The 19,867-nt window shown below is 58.9% G+C and carries 18 protein-coding genes; 12 read left to right on the top strand and 6 right to left on the bottom strand.

Features of this window, described 5'->3' with window-relative positions; translation table 11 throughout:
- Positions 1-79: 79 nt before the first annotated feature.
- The 3 genes from F6R97_RS22735 to F6R97_RS22725 all read right to left on the bottom strand — a co-directional run bounded on the left by F6R97_RS22735 (position 80) and on the right by F6R97_RS22725 (position 848).
- On the bottom strand, positions 80-241 hold the full coding sequence (locus tag F6R97_RS22735; protein WP_007935839.1) for a hypothetical protein: 162 nt from the start codon (positions 239-241) through the stop codon (positions 80-82).
- A gap of 105 nt (positions 242-346) precedes the next feature.
- On the bottom strand, positions 347-688 hold the full coding sequence (locus F6R97_RS22730) for a hypothetical protein (protein WP_030132729.1): 342 nt from the start codon (positions 686-688) through the stop codon (positions 347-349).
- Positions 689-692: 4 nt separating this feature from the next.
- Entirely contained in the window at positions 693-848 is a 156-nt protein-coding gene (locus F6R97_RS22725) for a hypothetical protein (RefSeq protein WP_315867130.1), read from the bottom strand.
- Between the two features lie 69 nt (positions 849-917).
- On the opposite strand from F6R97_RS22725, the gene rapA reads away from it, so the two are divergent.
- Positions 918-3,764: an RNA polymerase-associated protein RapA gene (rapA, locus tag F6R97_RS22720; protein WP_315867129.1), complete on the top strand. Its 2,847-nt coding sequence runs from the start codon at positions 918-920 to the stop codon at positions 3,762-3,764.
- Positions 3,765-3,951: 187 nt separating this feature from the next.
- Here rapA and F6R97_RS22715 read toward each other — a convergent pair whose 3' ends face one another.
- Positions 3,952-5,301, bottom strand: a complete 1,350-nt coding sequence (locus F6R97_RS22715; RefSeq protein ID WP_050681800.1) for a spinster family MFS transporter — start codon at positions 5,299-5,301, stop codon at positions 3,952-3,954.
- A gap of 293 nt (positions 5,302-5,594) precedes the next feature.
- Here F6R97_RS22715 and F6R97_RS22710 point away from each other — a divergent pair, with 293 nt between their 5' ends.
- Positions 5,595-7,877: a bifunctional diguanylate cyclase/phosphodiesterase gene (locus F6R97_RS22710; RefSeq protein ID WP_315867195.1), complete on the top strand. Its 2,283-nt coding sequence runs from the start codon at positions 5,595-5,597 to the stop codon at positions 7,875-7,877.
- On the opposite strand, the gene F6R97_RS22705 is transcribed toward F6R97_RS22710, so the two are convergent.
- On the bottom strand, positions 7,768-8,664 hold the full coding sequence (locus F6R97_RS22705; protein ID WP_315867128.1) for an NAD(P)-dependent oxidoreductase: 897 nt from the start codon (positions 8,662-8,664) through the stop codon (positions 7,768-7,770). The two genes, F6R97_RS22710 and F6R97_RS22705, sit on opposite strands and share 110 nt — an antisense overlap.
- A 199-nt stretch (positions 8,665-8,863) precedes the next feature.
- Here F6R97_RS22705 and F6R97_RS22700 point away from each other — a divergent pair, with 199 nt between their 5' ends.
- Entirely contained in the window at positions 8,864-11,059 is a 2,196-nt protein-coding gene (locus F6R97_RS22700) for a hypothetical protein (protein WP_048393933.1), read from the top strand.
- Positions 11,060-11,368: 309 nt separating this feature from the next.
- On the opposite strand, the gene F6R97_RS22695 is transcribed toward F6R97_RS22700, so the two are convergent.
- Positions 11,369-11,674, bottom strand: coding sequence for a DUF2288 domain-containing protein (locus F6R97_RS22695; protein WP_033059033.1), 306 nt, complete (start codon positions 11,672-11,674; stop codon positions 11,369-11,371).
- Positions 11,675-12,025: 351 nt separating this feature from the next.
- On the opposite strand from F6R97_RS22695, the gene F6R97_RS22690 reads away from it, so the two are divergent.
- The 9 genes from F6R97_RS22690 (at position 12,026) to F6R97_RS22650 (ending at position 19,762) form a co-directional block, all read left to right on the top strand.
- Complete coding sequence (locus tag F6R97_RS22690) at positions 12,026-13,153, top strand: branched-chain amino acid ABC transporter substrate-binding protein (RefSeq protein WP_038979250.1); 1,128 nt, start codon at positions 12,026-12,028, stop codon at positions 13,151-13,153.
- 234 nt (positions 13,154-13,387) lie between these two features.
- Positions 13,388-14,311 carry a high-affinity branched-chain amino acid ABC transporter permease LivH gene (gene livH, locus F6R97_RS22685; RefSeq protein WP_030128345.1) on the top strand — a complete coding sequence of 308 codons (924 nt, stop codon included), beginning with the start codon at positions 13,388-13,390 and terminating at the stop codon, positions 14,309-14,311.
- Positions 14,308-15,576, top strand: a complete 1,269-nt coding sequence (locus tag F6R97_RS22680) for a high-affinity branched-chain amino acid ABC transporter permease LivM (RefSeq protein WP_048393929.1) — start codon at positions 14,308-14,310, stop codon at positions 15,574-15,576. The genes livH and F6R97_RS22680 overlap by 4 nt, the downstream gene beginning before the upstream one ends.
- Positions 15,573-16,340: a high-affinity branched-chain amino acid ABC transporter ATP-binding protein LivG gene (gene livG / locus F6R97_RS22675; RefSeq protein WP_048393925.1), complete on the top strand. Its 768-nt coding sequence runs from the start codon at positions 15,573-15,575 to the stop codon at positions 16,338-16,340. The genes F6R97_RS22680 and livG overlap by 4 nt, the downstream gene beginning before the upstream one ends.
- Positions 16,341-17,042, top strand: coding sequence for an ABC transporter ATP-binding protein (locus tag F6R97_RS22670; RefSeq protein WP_007906649.1), 702 nt, complete (start codon positions 16,341-16,343; stop codon positions 17,040-17,042).
- Between the two features lie 297 nt (positions 17,043-17,339).
- Entirely contained in the window at positions 17,340-17,645 is a 306-nt protein-coding gene (locus tag F6R97_RS22665; RefSeq protein ID WP_038979247.1) for a DUF2282 domain-containing protein, read from the top strand.
- 25 nt (positions 17,646-17,670) lie between these two features.
- Positions 17,671-18,525, top strand: coding sequence for a DUF692 domain-containing protein (locus tag F6R97_RS22660; RefSeq protein ID WP_050681799.1), 855 nt, complete (start codon positions 17,671-17,673; stop codon positions 18,523-18,525).
- A complete protein-coding gene (locus F6R97_RS22655; protein WP_050681798.1) occupies positions 18,522-19,280 on the top strand; it encodes a DUF2063 domain-containing protein in 759 nt (252 codons plus the stop codon). The genes F6R97_RS22660 and F6R97_RS22655 overlap by 4 nt, the downstream gene beginning before the upstream one ends.
- Positions 19,277-19,762, top strand: coding sequence for a DoxX family protein (locus tag F6R97_RS22650; protein ID WP_048393918.1), 486 nt, complete (start codon positions 19,277-19,279; stop codon positions 19,760-19,762). Before F6R97_RS22655 ends, F6R97_RS22650 begins: the two co-directional genes overlap by 4 nt.
- Positions 19,763-19,867: the final 105 nt, after the last annotated feature.

Here is a 19,867-nt window from a genome sequence, read left to right as displayed (position 1 = left end):
TTGACCGGGATCAATGCCGCCCTAGACGGGCGTAAAAGGAAGGGAAATAACTGACCTGCATCAACCGATGCAGGGTCTTTCAACGCTTTTTCGGTTTGTTCTTCGGCTTTTTCTTCGCTTTGCCCAACGGCATCGCCTGCTCGAACGCCTGGCGCACTTCGTTCAGGCGCTTTTCATTAAGGTCATGAACCCGCTTGGCGCGTTCGGAGTTGAGGTCGATCAGCTTGTCATCTTGGCTCATGGCGTTCAGTGCATCGCTTGGAAATGAATTCAACTGCCGGTCAAAGGCGACAGGATTACGCCAATAATGCGGTCTGGCGCGGGCGCTGACCAGTGATCCGACACTTCAGATTTCAATATCGACCCACAATCCCTGACGTGGTTGATCCTCCATCAACGGCACCACCGGTACGGTGTTGTCGGCATTGAGCTCATTACCGGGAATCGCCAGGTGTTCTTCAGGATCCTCATCGGCCTCACGGCGGCGGCGCTCCTGCTCTTGTTTGCGACGCTGTTCCTCGCGCAGCTGCAGGCCCGCCTCTTCCGGGTCGCGCTTTTGCAGGTCGATGGTGCTTTCGTTGGAGCTTTCCTGCACCGGCACCACAGGCGGAATATCCGGGCGCTGGCGAATCGGATCCTGCTGTGAAGTGATTGGTACGGCGCTCAAGGGGAGCATCGGTGGCAGCATATTATTAGTCTCCTGTCAGCAGGCTGTCGGCTGCGGGAATGGCGACTTGAGCCATCGGTCGCAAACTTGTGATCCACTTGGCACCGTAGGAGCTGGCGCAGCCTGCGATCTTTTGATCTTCATCTCCCGAAAAGTTCGCATCCACCATCAGCCCACGCATGTAATCCTTTGGCCCTGAAGGCTCATTCCGTTAAGATAGCCCGCTTTTTCAAGGTGGGAGTCAGGCAGCATGGCGCAGCAGTATCAACCGGGGCAACGCTGGATCAGTGACAGCGAAGCCGAGCTGGGTTTGGGCACCGTTCTGGCACAGGACGGCCGCTTGTTGACCGTGCTCTATCCGGCCACTGGCGAGACTCGCCAGTACGCGCTACGGAATGCGCCCCTCACCCGCGTGCGGTTTTCGCCGGGTGACAGCATCACTCACTTCGAAGGCTGGAAACTGACCGTACAAGAAGTCGACGATGTCGATGGCCTGCTGGTCTACCACGGCCTCAACGCGCAGAACGAAGTGGTCACCCTGCCGGAAACCCAACTGTCGAACTTCATTCAGTTCCGTCTGGCCAGCGACCGCTTGTTCGCCGGACAGATCGACCCGCTCGCCTGGTTCTCCCTGCGCTACAACACCCTGGAACACACCAGCCGCCAGTTGCAGTCCGCGCTTTGGGGCTTGGGTGGCGTGCGCGCGCAACCGATCGCGCACCAGTTGCATATCGCCCGTGAAGTCGCCGACCGTATTGCGCCGCGGGTTTTGCTGGCCGACGAAGTGGGCTTGGGCAAGACCATCGAAGCCGGTCTGGTGATCCATCGCCAACTACTCTCGGGCCGCGCCAATCGCGTGTTGATCCTGGTGCCGGAAAACCTCCAGCACCAATGGCTGGTCGAGATGCGCCGCCGCTTCAACCTGCAAGTCGCGCTGTTCGACGAAGAACGCTTCATCGAAAGCGATGCCGCCAACCCGTTCGAAGACACCCAGCTTGCATTGGTTGCGCTCGAATGGCTGGTGGACGACGAGAAGGCCCAGGACGCATTGTTCGCCGCCGGCTGGGATTTGCTGGTGGTCGATGAAGCGCACCACCTGGTGTGGCACGAAGACCAGGTCAGCCCTCAGTACTCGCTGGTGGAGCAACTGGCTGAAGTCATTCCCGGCGTCTTGCTGCTGACCGCGACCCCGGAACAACTGGGTCAGGACAGCCACTTCGCCCGTCTGCGCCTGCTCGACCCGAACCGTTTCCATGACCTGCACGCCTTCCGCGCCGAGAGCGAAAACTATCGCCCGGTGGCCGAAGCCGTTCAGGAGCTGCTGGACAAAGGGCGCCTGTCGCCTGAAGCGCACAAAACCATCCACGGTTTCCTCGGCAACGAAGGCGAAGCCCTGCTGACCGCCGTCAACGATGGCGACACCGAAGCTAGCGCCCGTCTGGTCCGCGAATTGCTGGACCGCCACGGCACCGGCCGCGTGCTGTTCCGTAATACCCGCGCTGCCGTGCAGGGTTTCCCGGAGCGCAAACTGCACCCGTACCCGCTGCCGTGCCCGGCCGAATACCTCGAACTGCCATTGGGCGATCACGCCGAGTTGTACCCGGAAGTCAGCTTCCAGGCCCAGCCGGACGCCAACGAAGAAGAGCGCTGGTGGAAATTCGACCCGCGTGTCGAGTGGGTGATCGACACCCTGAAAATGCTCAAGCGCACCAAAGTGCTGGTGATCTGCGCCCACGCCGAAACCGCCATGGACCTGGAAGACGCCTTGCGCGTACGTTCCGGCATTCCGGCTACGGTCTTCCACGAGGGCATGAACATCCTCGAGCGTGACCGCGCCGCCGCCTACTTCGCCGACGAAGAGTTCGGCGCTCAGGTGCTGATCTGCTCGGAAATCGGCAGTGAAGGTCGCAACTTCCAGTTCTCGCACCACTTGGTGCTGTTCGACCTGCCGTCGCACCCGGACCTGCTGGAGCAGCGTATCGGTCGTCTCGACCGGATCGGTCAGAAGCACATCATCGAACTGCACGTGCCGTACCTGGAAACCAGCCCGCAAGAACGGCTGTACCAGTGGTACCACGAAGCGCTGAACGCATTTCTCAACACCTGCCCGACCGGCAACGCCTTGCAGCATCAGTTCGGCCCGCGCCTGCTGCCGCTGCTGGAAACCGCCGACGATGGCGAGTGGCAAGCGCTGATCGACGAAGCCCGCGCCGAACGTGAGCGTCTGGAAGCCGAACTGCACACCGGTCGCGACCGCTTGCTGGAGCTCAATTCCGGTGGCGCTGGCGAAGGTGATGCGCTGGTCGAGGACATCCTCGAGCAGGACGATCAGTTCGCCCTGCCGATCTACATGGAAACCCTGTTCGACGCCTTCGGCATCGACAGCGAAGACCATTCGGAAAATGCGCTGATCCTCAAGCCAAGCGAAAAAATGCTCGACGCCAGCTTCCCGCTGGGCGACGACGAAGGCGTGACCATCACCTACGACCGCAACCAGGCACTGTCTCGCGAAGACATGCAGTTCATCACTTGGGAACACCCGATGGTTCAGGGCGGCATGGACTTGGTCCTGTCCGGCTCGATGGGCAACACCGCCGTGGCGCTGATCAAGAACAAGGCGCTGAAACCAGGCACCGTGTTGCTGGAACTGCTCTATGTCAGCGAAGTGGTTGCCCCGCGCTCGCTGCAACTGGGCCGCTACCTGCCGCCGGCCGCCCTGCGCTGCCTGCTCGACGCCAACGGCAACGACCTGTCGACCCGAGTGTCTTTCGAAACCCTGAACGATCAACTGGAAAGCGTGCCCCGCGCCAGCGCCAACAAGTTCATCCAGGCCCAGCGCGACCAGCTGACGCCACGGATCAACGCCGGCGAAGAGAAAATCACCCCGCGTCACGCCGAGCGCGTGGCCGAGGCGCAACGTCGCCTGGCCGCCGATACCGACGAAGAACTGGCACGCCTGACCGCGTTGCAAGCGGTCAACCCGACCGTGCGCGACAGCGAACTGGTTGCCTTGCGCAAGCAACGTGAGCAAGGCCTGGCCATGCTCGACAAAGCCGCGCTGCGACTGGAAGCGATTCGGGTGTTGGTGGCGGGCTAACACCCCTCCTCCTCCACCGTTATAAAAAAAGGCCCGCAGTGATGCGGGCCTTTTTTTGTCTGCTTGATTGTTGCGGTGTTCTTGAGGGCCTCATCGCGGGCAAGCCCGCTCCCACAGGGCTTCGGGTGAATACAAGTTTTGTGAACAAACGAGATCACTGTGGGAGCGGGCTTGCCCGCGATGGCGGTTAAGCAGTCGCCGCAGAACCCACAGGCTCAACCACCGCCACTAACCCTTCTTTCATCCGCTTGGCGTCGCGCACAAAACACCGCGAGGCCAAAAACAGAAACACCATGGTGAAAAACAACGCCACCGGAATCAGATACATCGCGTCATGCAAACCGACAGCCTTGAACGCTTCAGTCATCTGCTCAGCGCCAGCCGATAGCATGGCCGTGTGCGCGAAGTGATCCGACAAACCGCCCACCACCACCGGCCCCAATCCGCCACCCAGCAGATACAACCCGGCAAAGAACAGCGCCATCGCCGTAGCCCGCAGGCGCGGTTCGACCACGTCCTGAATCGCCGTGTACACGCAGGTATAGAAGTTGTAGGCGAACAACCAACCCAGGCTGAACACCGCGACAAACACCCCGATCTCGATCCGTCCGGCATGCAGCGCCCAAGCCGTGCATACCGTCGAAATGATCAGGCTGAACGCCGCGAACAGCAGCCGCCCATTGGCCACGCGCTGGTGAATCTTGTCGGCAATCCAGCCGCCGAGCGTCAGGCCGAACAACCCGGTCACCCCGACGATCACCCCGGTCGCCACCGCCGCGTCCTGTAACGGCATCAGGAAATAACGCTGCAGCATTGGCACCAGAAACGAGTTGCAGGCATAGGTCGCGAAGTTGAAGCACAGCCCCGCCATTACCAGCCACAGGAAAGTCGGCACCGCCAGCACTCGACGGATCGGCCGGTCCACGCGTTCCTGAGACACTTGCACGCTTTCCGCCGCGCCGCGTTTCGGCTCTTTAATGAAGAACATGAAGACCGCCAGGATCAGCCCCGGCACCGCCGCGATAAAGAACGGCGCGCGCCAGCTGTCGAACGCCTTGACCATCCAGCCGATGGTGAAGAACGCCAGCAGCAACCCCAACGGCAAACCAAGCATGAAAATGCCCATGGCCCGCGCCCGACGATGAGCCGGGAACAAATCGCCGATCAGCGAGTTGGCGGCCGGCGCGTAGCTGGCTTCACCGATGCCGATGCCCATGCGCACGATCAGGAAACTCCAGAAACTGCCCACCAGCCCGTTGACCGCAGTCAGCCCGCTCCATGTCGCCAGGCCCCAGCCCATCAACTTGCTGCGCGAACCGGTATCGGCCAATCGCCCCAGGGGCAGGCCGGCAATGGCGTAAACGATGGTGAATGCAGTCCCGATGATCCCCAGTTGAAAGTCACTGAGGTGCCATTCCATGCGGATCGGCTCGATGATGATCGCCGGGATGGTGCGGTCGAAGAAGTTGAACAGGTTGGCCAGGAACAGCAGGAACAGAATGCGCCAGGCATTCGCCGCTTGGGTCGAGTTCTGCATGGGTCCGTCTCTTTATTGTTATTGGGGCTTCACTGCCAACGCATTCGAGCCCGGAACCGTCAATCTAGTCAGGCTCATCAGCGCTGTCTGTAATTATTCGTAATGCTGATACCCATCCATCGCAGCCAAATGCGGCCCATGCAACAATTCATTTCCAATTGTTCTAAATGCCATTCCAAAAACATTGGCATTAATGTGCCACCACCTCTTGCGCTGCGTGCAAGGCCTCTATACTGCAAGCATTCGCCAGCGCGCATGGCGCAGGCCAGGATGATTCAGAGATGGGGCATGCTATGGAGTGGCTTGGTTTGCATTTCATGACCGGGCTACCGGAGAGCGGGCAGGTCATACTCGATTGCACCCATAACCCTTTTCTGGTGTTGCTGGCCTATCTGGTCGCCTGCACAGCCGGCTTCGCCACGCTGGACATGACCGAACGGGTCGGGCATGTGGAGAAATCCGCCTCTCAACGGCTTTGGCGCTGGGTCGGTGCCGGGTGTCTGGCGGGCGGTATCTGGGCCATGCATTTCATCAGCATGCTGGCGTTCCAGGCGCCGATCGAAATCCAGTACCACCTGCCCACTACCCTGCTCTCGCTGTTATTCGCCCTGACCGCCTCATGGTTGGCCATGTACACACTCAGCCATCCTCAGCTGAATTTCTGGCAATACCTGCGGGCCGCGGTATGGATCGGCCTGGGCATCGCAACCATGCATTACGTGGGCATGGCCGCCCTGCGATCGAATGCGATGGCCTACTACCAACCCGTTCTGTTCGTGCTTTCCATTGTGATCGCCATCGGTGCCAGCCTGGCCGCCCTGTTGATTTCCAGTCACCTGCGCGACGGCGCCGGCGTGCTTCATCAATTGCTCAAATGCACCGCCAGCCTGGTGCTCGGGGCCGGCATCGTCAGCATGCATTTCACCGGCATGGCGGCGTTCAACCTGGTGCTGCCCGCTGGCAGCCTTCAACCGCTGCCCAGCGACAACAATCACCTGCAACTGGGGCTGACGGTGGCAGTGATGACGCTGCTGATCATCGGCAGCAGCATCAGCGCTGCACTGGCGGACAAGAAGCTGCAACACAAGGAGCATGACCTGCAGCGGGTCAACGCCCTGCTCAGTCAACTGGATCAGGCACGTATGTCGCTGCAACAGGTGGCGCATTACGACCCCTTGACCAACCTGATCAACCGCCGGGGCTTCAACCAGATCTTCGCCGAGAAACTCATCGAGAAAACCAACGAAGGCGGCATGCTGGCGGTGATGTTCCTGGACATCGACCACTTCAAGCGGATCAATGACAGCCTCGGTCATGACGCCGGCGACGAATTGCTCAAAGTCCTGGCCGGCCATATCAAAGCCGCGGTGCGCAGCCATGAAGACGTGGTGGCGCGCTTTGGAGGCGACGAATTCTGCATCCTCATCACCCTGTACGACCGTGAAGAAGCGCGGCAAATGGCCCAACGCATCATGCTGAAAATGAAGGAGCCCATCGAGTTGTCCGGACGGCGCATGGTCATGACCACCAGCATCGGCATCAGCCTGTTTCCAGAAGATGGCAAGACCTGTGAAGAACTGCTGAAAAACGCCGACCTGGCGCTGTACCAGTCCAAGGATTGCGGTCGTAACGCTCTGCATTTTTTCAGTTCAAACCTGAAAACCCGCGCCACTCTGGAGTTACAACTCGAAGAGGAACTGCGTCACGCCCTGCGCGAAAACATCGGGTTGATGCTGTATTACCAGCCGATCTATGACCTGAGAATCGGCCAGGTCACCAAACTTGAAGCGCTGATTCGCTGGCAGCACCCGGTTCACGGATTGCTCACGCCGGATCGGTTCATCGCCATTGCCGAAGCCAATGGCCTGATCGCCGAACTGGACAACTGGGTGCTGCGCAAGGCCTGCGAGGACTTGGGCGAGCTGTCCCGACACGATTGCGAAGAACTCAAAATCGCGGTGAATTGCTCGCCCCTGAACCTGGCGCGAGAAGAACTGGCCAATGAAATCGAACACGCCCTGCACGCCTTCGGGGTGGCACCACATCGACTGGAACTGGAAGTCACCGAGAATGCGCTGATGGGCAATATCACCAATACCCTGGTGTTGCTGCGGCAGATTCGCGCCCTCGGGGTCTCGTTGTCGATCGATGACTTTGGCACCGGTTATTCATCCCTGGCCTACCTCAGGCGCCTGCCATTAAACACGTTGAAGATCGACCGCTCGTTCATTCAGGACATCCCCAAGGCCACCCAGGACATGGAAATCGTCCAGGCCATTATCGTCATGGCCCATACCCTGCATTTGCAGGTCGTTACCGAAGGCGTCGAAACTTTCGAGCAGTACGATTTTCTCGAACGCCATGGCTGCGATTTCGTTCAGGGCTACCTGCTCAGCCGCCCGGTGCCGCTGGCCGAGTTGCGTCCGGTGCTGGCCGAAATCAATCAGCGCAAGCACATGCACACCGTCAATCCTTTGAGTCTGGCTCGCGGTATAGCTGCACTAGCGTCGACGGATCCTTTTCCAGGAACCCCTGCCCCCCATGGAGGCGCATCAGTTGTGCGGCCAATCCGCTGATCGGTGTGGCCGAGCCTTGTTCACGGGAGAATTTTACGGCGCTGTCGAGGTCCTTGAGCAGCGTTCGCACGTGCCATTTCACCGGCTCGAAACGGCTTTCGGCCATTTGCGGCGCGAGAATCTGCAACGGTTTTGAATCGGCGAAACCACCGGCCAGCGCTTCGGCGATCAGGCGTGCGTCGACCCCGGAACGCTCGGCCAGGGCCACCACTTCGGCAATGACCAAGGCATTGCAGGCCACGATCATCTGATTACAGGCCTTGGTCACCTGCCCCGCACCGACGGCGCCCATGTGGGTCACACGCTGGCCAAGGGTCAACAACACCGGCCGCACGCGCGCAAGGTCTGCCGCTTCGCCACCGACCATGATCGCCAGGCTGCCCGCCTCGGCGCCGACCACCCCGCCGGACACTGGCGCATCGAGCCAACTCATGCCGGTTTTACTCGCCAATGCGCTTGCCATTTCTCGCGTCGCGGTGGGTTCCAGGCTGGAAAAATCCACCAGCAACTGTCCGCTTTTCGCACGCTCGGCAACGCCCGCCGGGCCAAACACCACCTCACGTACAACAGCAGTGTCGGCCAGACACAGCATCACCAGGTCGGCGTGCTGACACAGTTCGGCCGGTGTCGCCACTTGCCGCGCGCCGGCCTCGACCAGCGCTGCGCACTTGGCCGGGTTGCGGTTGCACACCGTCAGCGGATAACCCGCCGCCAACAGGCGTCGGCACATCGGCAAGCCCATCAGACCGATTCCGGCAAACCCCAGCGCAGGTAACGTTGCCATCATTTAGCCTCTTTTTGATTAAAGATCGTCGAATATTGGCCGATTCATCATGAATAAGGAAAGGATTCCCCCGAGCGATGTTCAGGCCCAGGCCCTGACTCTTGGGCCACATTCGCGCTGCAAAAAAAGACGCGAGATCCCATTCCGTGATGACTCGATGACACTTGTCGCCGAGCCGACCAGTCCAGGTATATGGCGCACAATGACTTCTAAAAATAATCCGGCCACCGCGGTATCCGACCTGACCTTGAGCCCCGCGGCGAACAGCCCCTCATCGTCGAAGCCATTGACCCCGTCGCGTCCGCTGGCGACTCAGCAATACCTGTACTTCACCGAAACCAATACCGACCGTATCCTCGACAACCTCGACGGCCTGCGCGACCTGGTGTTCCCGCGCCCGCCGCACCTGGAAGGTGACAACGAACAGCACAGCGATCAGGAATTCCCGTCGGTGTGCCTGATCGGCCTGGGCCGCTGTGGTTCGAACATCGCGCTGGACGTGGCGGAGCTGGTGTACAACGCCCGCAAGTTCTACCTCAACGAATTCAACAACGAAGACCGCCTGTCGCCGGACAAACGCTACGCCGAAAAGGGCTACAGCCCGGCGCAGTGGATTCGCAATAACCTGCGCCTGGGGACGAACAAGGCCAGCAAACCGGTGTTTCTGGTCGAGCCGCTGGTGATGCTCGGCGACCTGGACAAGGACATCGCCGGTCGCATCCGTTTCTCGCGCAAGGGCGAAAAAAGCGGCTTTTTGCGCGACTACAGCAAAATGAAAATCATGGACTTGTCGGAAGTCCACGCCGGTGGCGCCGGTAACGCGCCGATCCTCGGCCAATACCTGGCCAAGATCATCCTGAACAAGGACACCCAGCGGTTTTCCAGCCCTGACTGGAAGATGATTCACTCGTACCTGATCGACAGCTGCGGGATCAAGGCCAACCAGTCGCGCCTGTATTTCTCGATCTTCAGCGCCGGCGGCGGTACCGGTTCGGGCATGGCCTCTGAGTTCGGCCTGGCCCAGCAGCACTCATACATGAACAAGACGTTCGACACCAAGCCTGTGGACGAGCACGACAGCAAGAGCGGTCATTCCTTCGTCTTCGAGCCGATCTTCACCAGCGGTATTTGCGTACTGCCGAACATTTCCGATCACCGCAGCGAAATGTCCGAGGCGCTGCACATCAACGCCGGTCGCCTGCTGTGCAAATACCTGTCGGAAGAGTGGGACTTCTCCTACAACTTCGCCAACGAAGACAGCAGTGAAGCCAGCGTCATGGGTCGTATCCGCCCATGGAACGCGATGATGCTGATTTCCAACGACATCATGCGTTATGCCGAAGAAAGCGATGACGGCAACATCCAGAACATTGATGTCAATGCCATGGAAAAGCACGCCAACCAGTACATCTCACAGCAGATCTTCAACATTCTGACAGCGCAGGCGGTCACCACCGACTACGACCAGAACTATTTCCGTCGTGCCGGCATCGACATCGGCGAAACCATTCGCCTGGACGCCAACGACCTGTTCATGAGCCTGGCCGGCCCGGTGGCAATTGCCTACGCCGAGTCCGTGGTGCCGGAAACTCCGCCGCCGAGCAGCGACAAGTTCAAAGTGTTCGAGAAAGAGCCGCAGCGCCTGAACATCGACGACCTGTTCTTCCGCTCCATCGACCTGCCGCACTTCAACAAGGTCACCCAGGCGATCGAAGGCATCAGCCTGTTGCCGATCGAGTCCAAGCGCTATCGCGCCTCGCTTGAGCAGTACAAGAACTCGGGTTACGACGCGGCCGCGTTGCACGACCTGCACTTCTTCAAGAATTGCTCGTCGGTGGTATCGATTGTTTCGCTGCCCAAAGACTACAAGCTGTCCTACATGGACCTGAACCGGCTCAAGACTCACCTTAACAGCCTGTTCCCCAACACCACGCTCAAGCGTTATGCACTGGTGATCGGCGCCTCGGCCAACCTGTCGCTGACCACTTTGATCGCCAAGAGCCCTTGCCTGTCGGACGACTTCCTGACGCTGATCGTGGCCTTCATCAAGCGCTGCTTCGCGAAAAACCCGTACCGCTTCGACGAGACGCTGGATAACTCGATCCTGGACTTCATCATCAATGAAGACTTCGACGAAGACCGCATCGACGAGCTGCTCAACGAATTCGAAAACCCGGCGAAAATCCTCGATACCAACTGGTACGCGATCAAACCGATGTATGAGAAAAAGTACCGCGAGCTGATCAACGACAAGGACAAGTTCGTCTCGATCAATGACATTCGTTTGTCCCGGGATTGCGTGAAGAAGGCGATCAAGTATCTGCGCGAGATTTACCGTCACCGGATTGGCAAGACCAAGGTTATTTCACTTAATAACCATACGGGCAAGACCGCTTAAACCGCGGCGCCGCCATTCGCGAGCAAGCCCGCTCCCACATTTGATCGCATTCCTTCTGGAGGAACCCGGTTAAATGTGGGAGCGGGCTTGCTCGCGAAAGCGGTCTGATACTCACCGCATCAGCCACCGATTTACCAACATCCAGAAACAATTAAGCAGCCAATCGGCTGCTCAATAAACTGTTCCCGTTACGTTTACGTCACCCTCGCCAAGACCCTTCTGTGGCCTTTCTCTACGGCAACATGCCATCACGCTACTCGGCTACACACTTTTCACCGGCAAAGATGCGCACCAATTAAGTGCATAGACTCAGCTCGTCGCCCTTTCCTGGATCAGAATCCACGGCGAAACCACCACGGCCCAAAGCTCCGGATCGCGCTCGAAAAGATCCAGCGCCCGCGTTTCAGACAGCTTGGCGACCTTGTCGGCGGCCAGCCAGGCAGCGACTTTCTCGCCTTCATCGGTTGCCACTGCTTCTGCTGCAGCGATCAAATCCAGGCCTGGATCGACCCACAATAGGGCACCCTTGGCGAAGAACGGCTCCAACTCTTTCCAGGTAATAGATGCGGTCTCACCAAGCAGCTTGGCATAGAGGGTGCTAGGTTCTTGAGTCATGGGCTTCTGTCCGCAAAGAAAATCGACGTGAATGATAACGTCGGTATTGCGCCAGAAAAACCCGGATGCAATTGCATTACCGATTGAAAAAAGCAGGAAAGCCAGGGAATGCTGCTGAACTCAAGTATTAGCCAGCTAACATCCCGCCGTGATTCTGTCTTTTTCTTTCAATAAAGCGACACCCTCAGGTTTTGCCCCCTGGCGCCAGCTTCCCAGGCTAACAATCGGCGCTCTACACTGTACCGGTACAGTTGCCGGGGGCATTTTCCGGAGGATATCAACGATATCTGACCCGGTTCTGCTGCTACGGCGCCAGGACTATAAAAACTACAACAGTAAGAGTGGAGCACTATGACTAAGGCTACTAAGCAGATTTCAAAACTGTTTGCCGCTATGGTTCTGGCCGGGGTTGCCAGCCATTCGTTCGCCGCTGACACCATCAAGATCGGCATCGCCGGCCCTAAAACCGGCCCTGTAGCCCAATACGGCGACATGCAGTTCAGTGGCTCCAAAATGGCCATCGAACAAATCAACGCCAAGGGTGGCGTCGACGGCAAGAAACTCGAAGCCGTTGAATACGACGATGCCTGCGATCCAAAACAAGCGGTTGCTGTCGCGAACAAAGTCGTCAACGACGGCGTCAAGTTCGTGGTTGGTCACCTGTGCTCCAGCTCCACTCAACCGGCGTCCGACATCTACGAAGACGAAGGCGTGATCATGATCACTCCGGCTGCCACCAGCCCGGACATCACCACTCGCGGCTACAAAATGATCTTCCGGACCATCGGTCTGGACAGCGCCCAGGGCCCTGCCGCCGGTAACTACATCGCCGATCACGTCAAACCGAAAATCGTTGCTGTTCTGCACGACAAACAGCAATACGGTGAAGGCATCGCCAGCGCCGTGAAGAAAACCCTGGAAGCCAAAGGCGTCAAGGTTGCCGTGTTCGAAGGCATCAACGCTGGCGACAAAGACTTCTCTTCGATGGTCTCCAAGCTCAAGCAAGCCAACGTCGACTTCGTCTACTACGGCGGCTACCACCCGGAACTGGGTCTGCTTCTGCGTCAATCCCAGGAAAAAGGCCTGAAAGCCAAGTTCATGGGTCCGGAAGGCGTGGGTAACGACTCCATTTCGCAGATCGCCAAGGAAGCTTCCGAAGGCCTGCTGGTGACCCTGCCGAAATCCTTCGACCAGGATCCGGCCAACATCGCCCTGGCTGACGCGTTCAAAGCCAAGAAAGAAGACCCGAGCGGTCCGTTCGTGTTCCCGGCCTACTCGGCTGTGCAAGTCATCGCCGAAGGCATCAAGGCCGCCAAGAGCGAAGACACCACCAAAGTGGCTGAAGCTATCCACAAGGGCACGTTCAAAACCCCGACCGGCGACCTGTCTTTCGACGACAAGGGCGATCTGAAGGACTTCAAATTCGTGGTTTACCAGTGGCACTTCGGCAAACCTAAAACTGAAGTTTCGCCTCAGTAAGGCCTTGGCCTGACTGACTGCCAATAAAGCCCACGGCGTGCCGTGGGCTTTGTTTTACGAACGTAATTGGGCCGCGCTGGCGTGATCCGCCAGTCTCCCCACCTGAAAATCTCAAAACCGTCATCAGCGGTTCGCTGGCAAACCTCGAATTCGAAGTGGATGCAGATCCACGGGGCTCGAGCGGGAAAATGACTCCACCAGTGAAATGCGTATCAGGTTTTTAGGAGCGCTGTAATGCCTGACATCTATCACTTTTTCCAACAGCTGGTTAACGGTCTGACCGTTGGCAGCACGTATGCCCTGATCGCCATCGGCTATACGATGGTTTACGGCATCATTGGAATGATCAACTTCGCCCACGGCGAGGTGTACATGATCGGCTCTTACGTGGCGTTCATCGCCATCGCCGGGCTGGCCATGATGGGGCTCGACAGTGTCCCGCTCTTGATGACCGCGGCTTTCATCGCGACCATCGTCGTTACCAGTGCCTACGGTTACAGCATCGAACGGATCGCCTATCGCCCCCTGCGCGGCAGCAACCGTCTGATCCCGCTGATCTCCGCCATCGGCATGTCGATCTTCCTGCAGAACACGGTTCTGCTGGCGCAAGACTCCAAGGACAAATCCATCTCCAACCTGATCCCTGGCAACTTCGCCATCGGGCCAGGTGGCGCACATGAAGTGCTGATTTCCTACATGCAAATCGTGGTGTTCGTGGTGACCCTGGTCGCCATGCTCGGCCTGACGCTGTTCATCTCCCGTTCTCGCCTGGGTCGCGCCTGCCGCGCCTGTGCCGAAGACATCAAGATGGCCAACCTCTTGGGTATCAACACCAACAACATCATCGCCCTGACCTTCGTCATCGGTGCGGCACTGGCGGCCATCGCGGCTGTGCTGCTGAGCATGCAATACGGCGTGATCAACCCGAACGCCGGTTTCCTGGTCGGCCTCAAGGCCTTCACCGCCGCAGTATTGGGCGGTATCGGCAGCATCCCCGGCGCAATGCTCGGCGGGCTGGTGCTTGGGGTGGCGGAAGCCTTTGGTGCCGATATTTTCGGCGACCAGTACAAGGACGTCGTGGCGTTCGGTCTATTGGTTCTGGTGTTGTTGTTCCGGCCAACCGGCCTGTTGGGCCGTCCGGAGGTTGAGAAAGTATGACTAGGAATCTTAAACAGGCGTTGTTCAGCGCCTTGCTGGTGTGGGCTGTTGCCTACCCGGTACTCGGTCTGAAACTGACCATTGTCGGCATCAACCTCGAAGTCCATGGCACCAGCACTGCAACGCTGATCACCATTGCCGTGTGCTCGGTGCTGATGTTCTTGCGGGTGCTGTTCGACCAGCAGATCAGCTCGGCCTGGAAAGCCTCGCCCAACCTGCCGGTGATGCCGGCCAAGGCCAGTCACTTCCTGACCCTGCCGACGACTCAACGCTGGATCATCATCGCGTTAGTCGTGGGTGCACTGGTCTGGCCGTTCTTCGGCTCCCGCGGGGCGGTGGACATCGCCACCCTGGTGCTGATCTACGTGATGCTCGGCCTGGGCCTGAACATCGTGGTCGGCCTGGCTGGTCTGCTCGACCTCGGTTATGTCGGCTTCTACGCCGTGGGCGCCTACAGCTACGCGCTGCTGTCGCACTACTATGGCCTGAGCTTCTGGATCTGCCTGCCGATTGCCGGGATGATGGCGGCCACGTTTGGCTTCCTGCTCGGTTTCCCGGTGCTGCGTTTGCGCGGTGACTACCTGGCAATCGTGACCTTGGGTTTCGGTGAAATCATCCGTCTGTTCCTGCGTAACCTGACCGACCTCACCGGCGGCCCGAACGGCATCAGCAACATTCCCAAGCCAACGCTTTTCGGGCTGACCTTCGATAGAACTGCCGCAGATGGACTGCAGACCTTCCACGAGTACTTCGGCCTGACCTACAACCCGGTAAACAAGGTGATCTTCCTTTACCTGATCGCGGTGTTGTTGTCGCTGTTCGCCCTGTTCGTCATCAACCGTCTGCTGCGCATGCCCCTGGGCCGTGCCTGGGAAGCGCTGCGTGAAGACGAAATCGCCTGCCGTGCGCTGGGGCTCAATCCTACGGTCATCAAGCTGTCGGCCTTCACCCTCGGTGCTGCGTTCGCCGGTTTCGCCGGTAGCTTCTTCGCCGCGCGCCAAGGCCTGGTGACACCGGAGTCCTTCACCTTCATCGAGTCGGCGACCATCCTCGCCATCGTGGTGCTGGGCGGCATGGGCTCGCAACTGGGCGTCGTACTCGCCGCCACGGTGATGATCCTGTTGCCGGAAATGATGCGTGAGTTCAGTGAATACCGCATGTTGATGTTCGGCGCCTTGATGGTGCTGATGATGATCTGGCGTCCTCAAGGTCTGCTGCCGATGCAACGCCCCGAACTTAAATTAAGAGCGGAGCCGCGCAAATGAGCCGTGAGATCCTTAAAGTAGACAACTTGAGCATGCGCTTCGGCGGCTTGCTGGCGGTCAACGGCGTAGCCCTGAGCGTGAAAGAAAAACAGGTGGTGGCATTGATCGGCCCCAACGGCGCCGGCAAGACCACCGTGTTCAACTGCCTGACCGGTTTCTACAAACCGAGCGGCGGCAGCATCCTGCTCGACGGCGAGCCAATCGAAGGCCTGCCCGGCCACAAGATCGCCCTCAAAGGTGTGGTGCGGACCTTCCAGAACGTACGGCTGTTCAAGGACATGACCGCGGTCGAGAACCTCTTGATCGCCCAACACCGTCACCTGAACACCAACTTCCTGGCCGGTCTGTTCAAGACACCGGGCTTTCGCAAAAGCGAACGTGAAGCCATGGAGTTCGCCGAGTACTGGCTGGACAAGGTCAACCTCAAGGCGTTCGCCAACCGTCCGGCCGGCACCCTGGCCTACGGTCAGCAACGTCGTCTGGAAATCGCTCGCTGCATGATGACCCGTCCGCGGATCCTCATGCTCGACGAACCGGCCGCCGGCCTGAACCCGAAGGAAACCGAAGACCTCAAAGCGCTAATCAGCATGTTGCGTGAAGAGCACAACGTCACCGTGCTGTTGATCGAACACGACATGAAACTGGTCATGAGCATTTCCGACCACATCGTCGTGATCAACCAGGGCACGCCCCTGGCCGATGGCACGCCGGAACAGATCCGCGACAATCCTGAAGTGATCAAAGCCTACCTGGGGGAAGCGTAAATGCTGCAGTTCGAAAACGTTTCCACCTTCTACGGCAAGATCCAGGCGCTGCACAGCGTCAACGTCGAAGTCCGCCAGGGCGAGATCGTGACCCTGATCGGCGCCAACGGTGCCGGCAAGTCGACCCTGCTGATGACCCTCTGCGGTTCGCCGCAAGCCCACAGCGGCAGCATCCGCTACATGGGCGAAGAGCTCGTCGGCCAGGACTCGTCGCACATCATGCGTAAAAGCATCGCCGTGGTCCCGGAAGGTCGTCGGGTGTTTGCCCGTCTGACCGTGGAAGAGAACCTCGCCATGGGCGGATTCTTCACCGACAAGGGCGATTATCAGGAACAGATGGACAAGGTCCTCGGACTTTTCCCACGCCTGAAAGAACGTTTCGCCCAACGCGGCGGCACCATGTCTGGCGGCGAACAGCAAATGCTCGCCATCGGCCGTGCGCTGATGAGCAAGCCCAAGCTGTTGCTGCTCGACGAGCCATCGCTGGGCCTGGCACCGATCATCATCCAGCAGATCTTCGACATCATCGAACAACTGCGCAAGGACGGTGTAACGGTGTTTTTGGTGGAGCAGAACGCCAACCAGGCACTGAAAATCGCTGACCGTGCCTACGTGCTGGAAAACGGCCGGGTGGTGATGACAGGGACAGGTGAAGCGCTGTTGACCGACCCGAAAGTGCGCGAAGCGTATCTTGGTGGTTGAGCCTTGGCGGTAAACAAAAAAACGGCCTTCGCGGCCGTTTTTTTATGCCTGACACAAACCTCACAACAATGAAGATCTCCGTAGGAGCTGCCGAAGGCTGCGATCTTTTGATCCTGATCTTCAGTGTTTCAGAAAAGATCAAAGTCAAAAGATCGCAGCCTTCGGCAGCTCCTACGGGGGTCTGCGTGTTTTTTGAGTTTTTTTCGTTGGGGCTGTAACGCATCGCCCTGTCGTTTCTCTAGAGCAGTAAGCAAGCACAAACGCTTGCCAATCCAAGCTCAATTTCGGAGAAACATCATGACTGCTACCACCCGCACCCTGTCCGCCACCGCCCTGGTTCTGGCCCTCGGTTCTGCCTTGAGCATTGCCGCTGTCTCCACTGCCCATGCCGCTGACGACAACATGGAAAAATGCTTCGGCGTGGCCATGAAAGGCAAGAACGATTGCGCCGCAGGCGCTGGCACCACTTGCGCCGGCACTGCAAAAACCGATTACCAGGCCAATGCCTGGAAACTCGTCCCTAAGGGCACCTGCACCACCACGATGAGCCAAACCTCGCCAACCGGTTTTGGCCAACTGGAAGCCTACAAAGCCAAGTCGTAATCAGCACCCAGCCTGAGTGTCGACCATGAACTATTTATCTTCCGGGCTCCCGCCCCGCTCCGGGCTGGGGCTCAAGACCGGGCACTTTGGTGAAGTGCTCGGTGCACAACCGGACATCGGTTTCTTCGAAGTCCACGCCGAAAACTACATGGTGGCCGGCGGCCCGTTTCATCATTTTCTGGGGTTGATTCGCGAGCATTATCCGCTGTCGCTACACGGCGTTGGCCTGTCCATTGGTGCCGAAGGTCCGCTGGATGGCCAGCACCTGCAAAGGCTTGCCGCGCTGATCGAACGCTATCAACCCCAATCCTTTTCCGAACACCTGGCCTGGTCCAGCCATGGTCCGGTGTTTCTCAATGACCTGCTGCCCCTGGCCTACGATGCGCCGACGCTGAACCGCGTCTGCGAGCACATCGATCAGGTGCAAAGCACCCTCAAACGCCCGATGCTGCTGGAGAATCCGGCGACGTATCTGGCGTTCCAGCGCTCGACAATCGATGAAGCCGACTTCATCAGCGAAGTCATTCGCCGCACTGGCTGCGGCCTGCTACTGGACGTCAACAACGTCTACGTCTCCTGCATCAATCACCAAAGGGATCCGCTGGCCTACATCGACGCGCTGCCGCTGCAGGCGGTGGGAGAGATTCATCTGGCCGGGTTTGCCGAAGACACCGACAGCCTCGGCGATCGTCTGCTCATCGACGATCACGGTGCGCCCATCGATAACGCGGTGTGGACGCTGTACAAGCGAGTACTGGAACGAATCGGCCCGATCGCCACGTTGATCGAGCGCGACAACCAGTTACCGGCCTTCAGCGTGCTGCATGCCGAAGCCCGTCAGGCCGATGAGTTGCTGCATTGCGCGGGGGGCCGGCCATGAGCACTCAAGCCGCTTTTGCCGCCGCCCTGCTCGATCCGCAACGGTCCTGCCCCGAGGGTTTGTTCAGCGCCAATGGCGCCGATCCCGCCAGCCGTTTCGCGGTGTATCGCAACAATGTGCAGAGCTCGCTGATCAACGCCCTGGCCGACAGTTACCCGGTGGTTTCGCAGTTGGTGGGCGATGAATTCTTTCGGGCGATGGCGGGGCTGTATGTGCAGCGTTGCCCGCCGCAAGGCCCACTCATCAACGACTACGGCAAGAACCTCGCCGAGTTCATCGACAGCTTTGAGCCAGCAGCCTGCGTGCCGTATCTGGCCGACGTGGCACGATTGGAGCGGTTACGCGTTCAGGCCTATCACGCCGCCGATGCGCAGCCCCTGAGCCATGAGCAGATCGCTGCCGCGCTGTCGGACCCGCAGGCGTTGAGCGAGCTGACGGTCGGATTTCATCCCTCCCTGAATCTGCTGACTTCAGCCTTTGCCGTGGTTGCAATCTGGGCCGCGCATCAACAGGACGCGACGCTGGCCGGGATCGACCTCGACCACGGGCAAAACGCACTGGTGTTGCGCAATGGCCTGGAGGTTGAGGTTTTCGCCATCGACCACGGCACCAGCATCTTCATTCAGCACCTGCAAAACGGCCAATCCCTGACCCAAGCGTTAGAGACAGCGCCGGCCTTCGACCTCAGCCAAACCCTGGCGCTGCTGATCAGCCACAACGTCATTACTCATTTACACCAGAAGGTATCGCCATGAACACCCACCAGAACCCCATCGCCCGCGCCATCGCGCTGCTGGAAAAAATCCCCCACAGCCTGATCGCCTTTATCGCGCGTTTTTCCATTGCCGCGGTGTTCTGGAAGTCCGGGCAAACCAAGGTGGAAGGCCTGGTCATCGACTTGATCGACGGCACCTTTGAACTCGGCGTACCAAGGCTGGCGGACTCGACTATTCCGTTGTTCCAGAGCGAATATCACCTGCCGCTACTCTCCCCGGAACTGGCGGCGCACCTGGCAGCCTTCGCCGAGCATTTCTTTCCGGTGCTGATTCTGATCGGCTTCGCCACACGTTTTTCGGCTTTGGCACTGCTGGGTATGACGCTGACTATTCAGCTGTTCGTGTACCCCGATGCCTATCCAACCCACGGCACCTGGGTTGCGGTGTTGCTGTACTTGATGGCGACCGGGCCGGGCAAGTTGTCGATCGATCATCTGATTGCCAAGCGTTACGCCCGCTAAACTTCGGATAGATATCCCCTGTAGGAGCTGCCGAAGGCTGCGATCTTTTGATCTTGATTTTCAGCGACTCCGAGAAGAACAAAATCAAAAGATCGCAGCCTTCGG

It is taken from the genome of Pseudomonas sp. JV414, assembly GCF_032424305.1.
Taxonomy (GTDB): domain Bacteria; phylum Pseudomonadota; class Gammaproteobacteria; order Pseudomonadales; family Pseudomonadaceae; genus Aquipseudomonas; species Aquipseudomonas lini.
The sequence above is the reverse complement of the archived record's forward strand: the minus strand, read 5'-3'. Positions and strand labels throughout refer to the sequence as shown.

Excerpts from the sequence above, each read along its gene's own strand:
- F6R97_RS22705 (WP_315867128.1), bottom strand. The coding sequence starts at position 8,664 with ATGATGGCAACGTTACCTGCGCTGGGGTTTGCCGGAATCGGTCTGATG.
- F6R97_RS22660 (WP_050681799.1), top strand. The coding sequence starts at position 17,671 with ATGAACTATTTATCTTCCGGGCTCCCGCCCCGCTCCGGGCTGGGGCTC.
- F6R97_RS22725 (WP_315867130.1), bottom strand. The coding sequence starts at position 848 with ATGCGTGGGCTGATGGTGGATGCGAACTTTTCGGGAGATGAAGATCAA.
- F6R97_RS22710 (WP_315867195.1), top strand. The coding sequence starts at position 5,595 with ATGGAGTGGCTTGGTTTGCATTTCATGACCGGGCTACCGGAGAGCGGG.
- F6R97_RS22695 (WP_033059033.1), bottom strand. The coding sequence starts at position 11,674 with ATGACTCAAGAACCTAGCACCCTCTATGCCAAGCTGCTTGGTGAGACC.
- F6R97_RS22665 (WP_038979247.1), top strand. The coding sequence starts at position 17,340 with ATGACTGCTACCACCCGCACCCTGTCCGCCACCGCCCTGGTTCTGGCC.
- rapA (WP_315867129.1), top strand. The coding sequence starts at position 918 with ATGGCGCAGCAGTATCAACCGGGGCAACGCTGGATCAGTGACAGCGAA.
- F6R97_RS22670 (WP_007906649.1), top strand. The coding sequence starts at position 16,341 with ATGCTGCAGTTCGAAAACGTTTCCACCTTCTACGGCAAGATCCAGGCG.
- F6R97_RS22715 (WP_050681800.1), bottom strand. The coding sequence starts at position 5,301 with ATGCAGAACTCGACCCAAGCGGCGAATGCCTGGCGCATTCTGTTCCTG.
- livH (WP_030128345.1), top strand. The coding sequence starts at position 13,388 with ATGCCTGACATCTATCACTTTTTCCAACAGCTGGTTAACGGTCTGACC.
- F6R97_RS22700 (WP_048393933.1), top strand. The coding sequence starts at position 8,864 with ATGACTTCTAAAAATAATCCGGCCACCGCGGTATCCGACCTGACCTTG.
- F6R97_RS22735 (WP_007935839.1), bottom strand. The coding sequence starts at position 241 with ATGAGCCAAGATGACAAGCTGATCGACCTCAACTCCGAACGCGCCAAG.
- livG (WP_048393925.1), top strand. The coding sequence starts at position 15,573 with ATGAGCCGTGAGATCCTTAAAGTAGACAACTTGAGCATGCGCTTCGGC.
- F6R97_RS22680 (WP_048393929.1), top strand. The coding sequence starts at position 14,308 with ATGACTAGGAATCTTAAACAGGCGTTGTTCAGCGCCTTGCTGGTGTGG.
- F6R97_RS22650 (WP_048393918.1), top strand. The coding sequence starts at position 19,277 with ATGAACACCCACCAGAACCCCATCGCCCGCGCCATCGCGCTGCTGGAA.
- F6R97_RS22690 (WP_038979250.1), top strand. The coding sequence starts at position 12,026 with ATGACTAAGGCTACTAAGCAGATTTCAAAACTGTTTGCCGCTATGGTT.
- F6R97_RS22655 (WP_050681798.1), top strand. The coding sequence starts at position 18,522 with ATGAGCACTCAAGCCGCTTTTGCCGCCGCCCTGCTCGATCCGCAACGG.
- F6R97_RS22730 (WP_030132729.1), bottom strand. The coding sequence starts at position 688 with ATGCTGCCACCGATGCTCCCCTTGAGCGCCGTACCAATCACTTCACAG.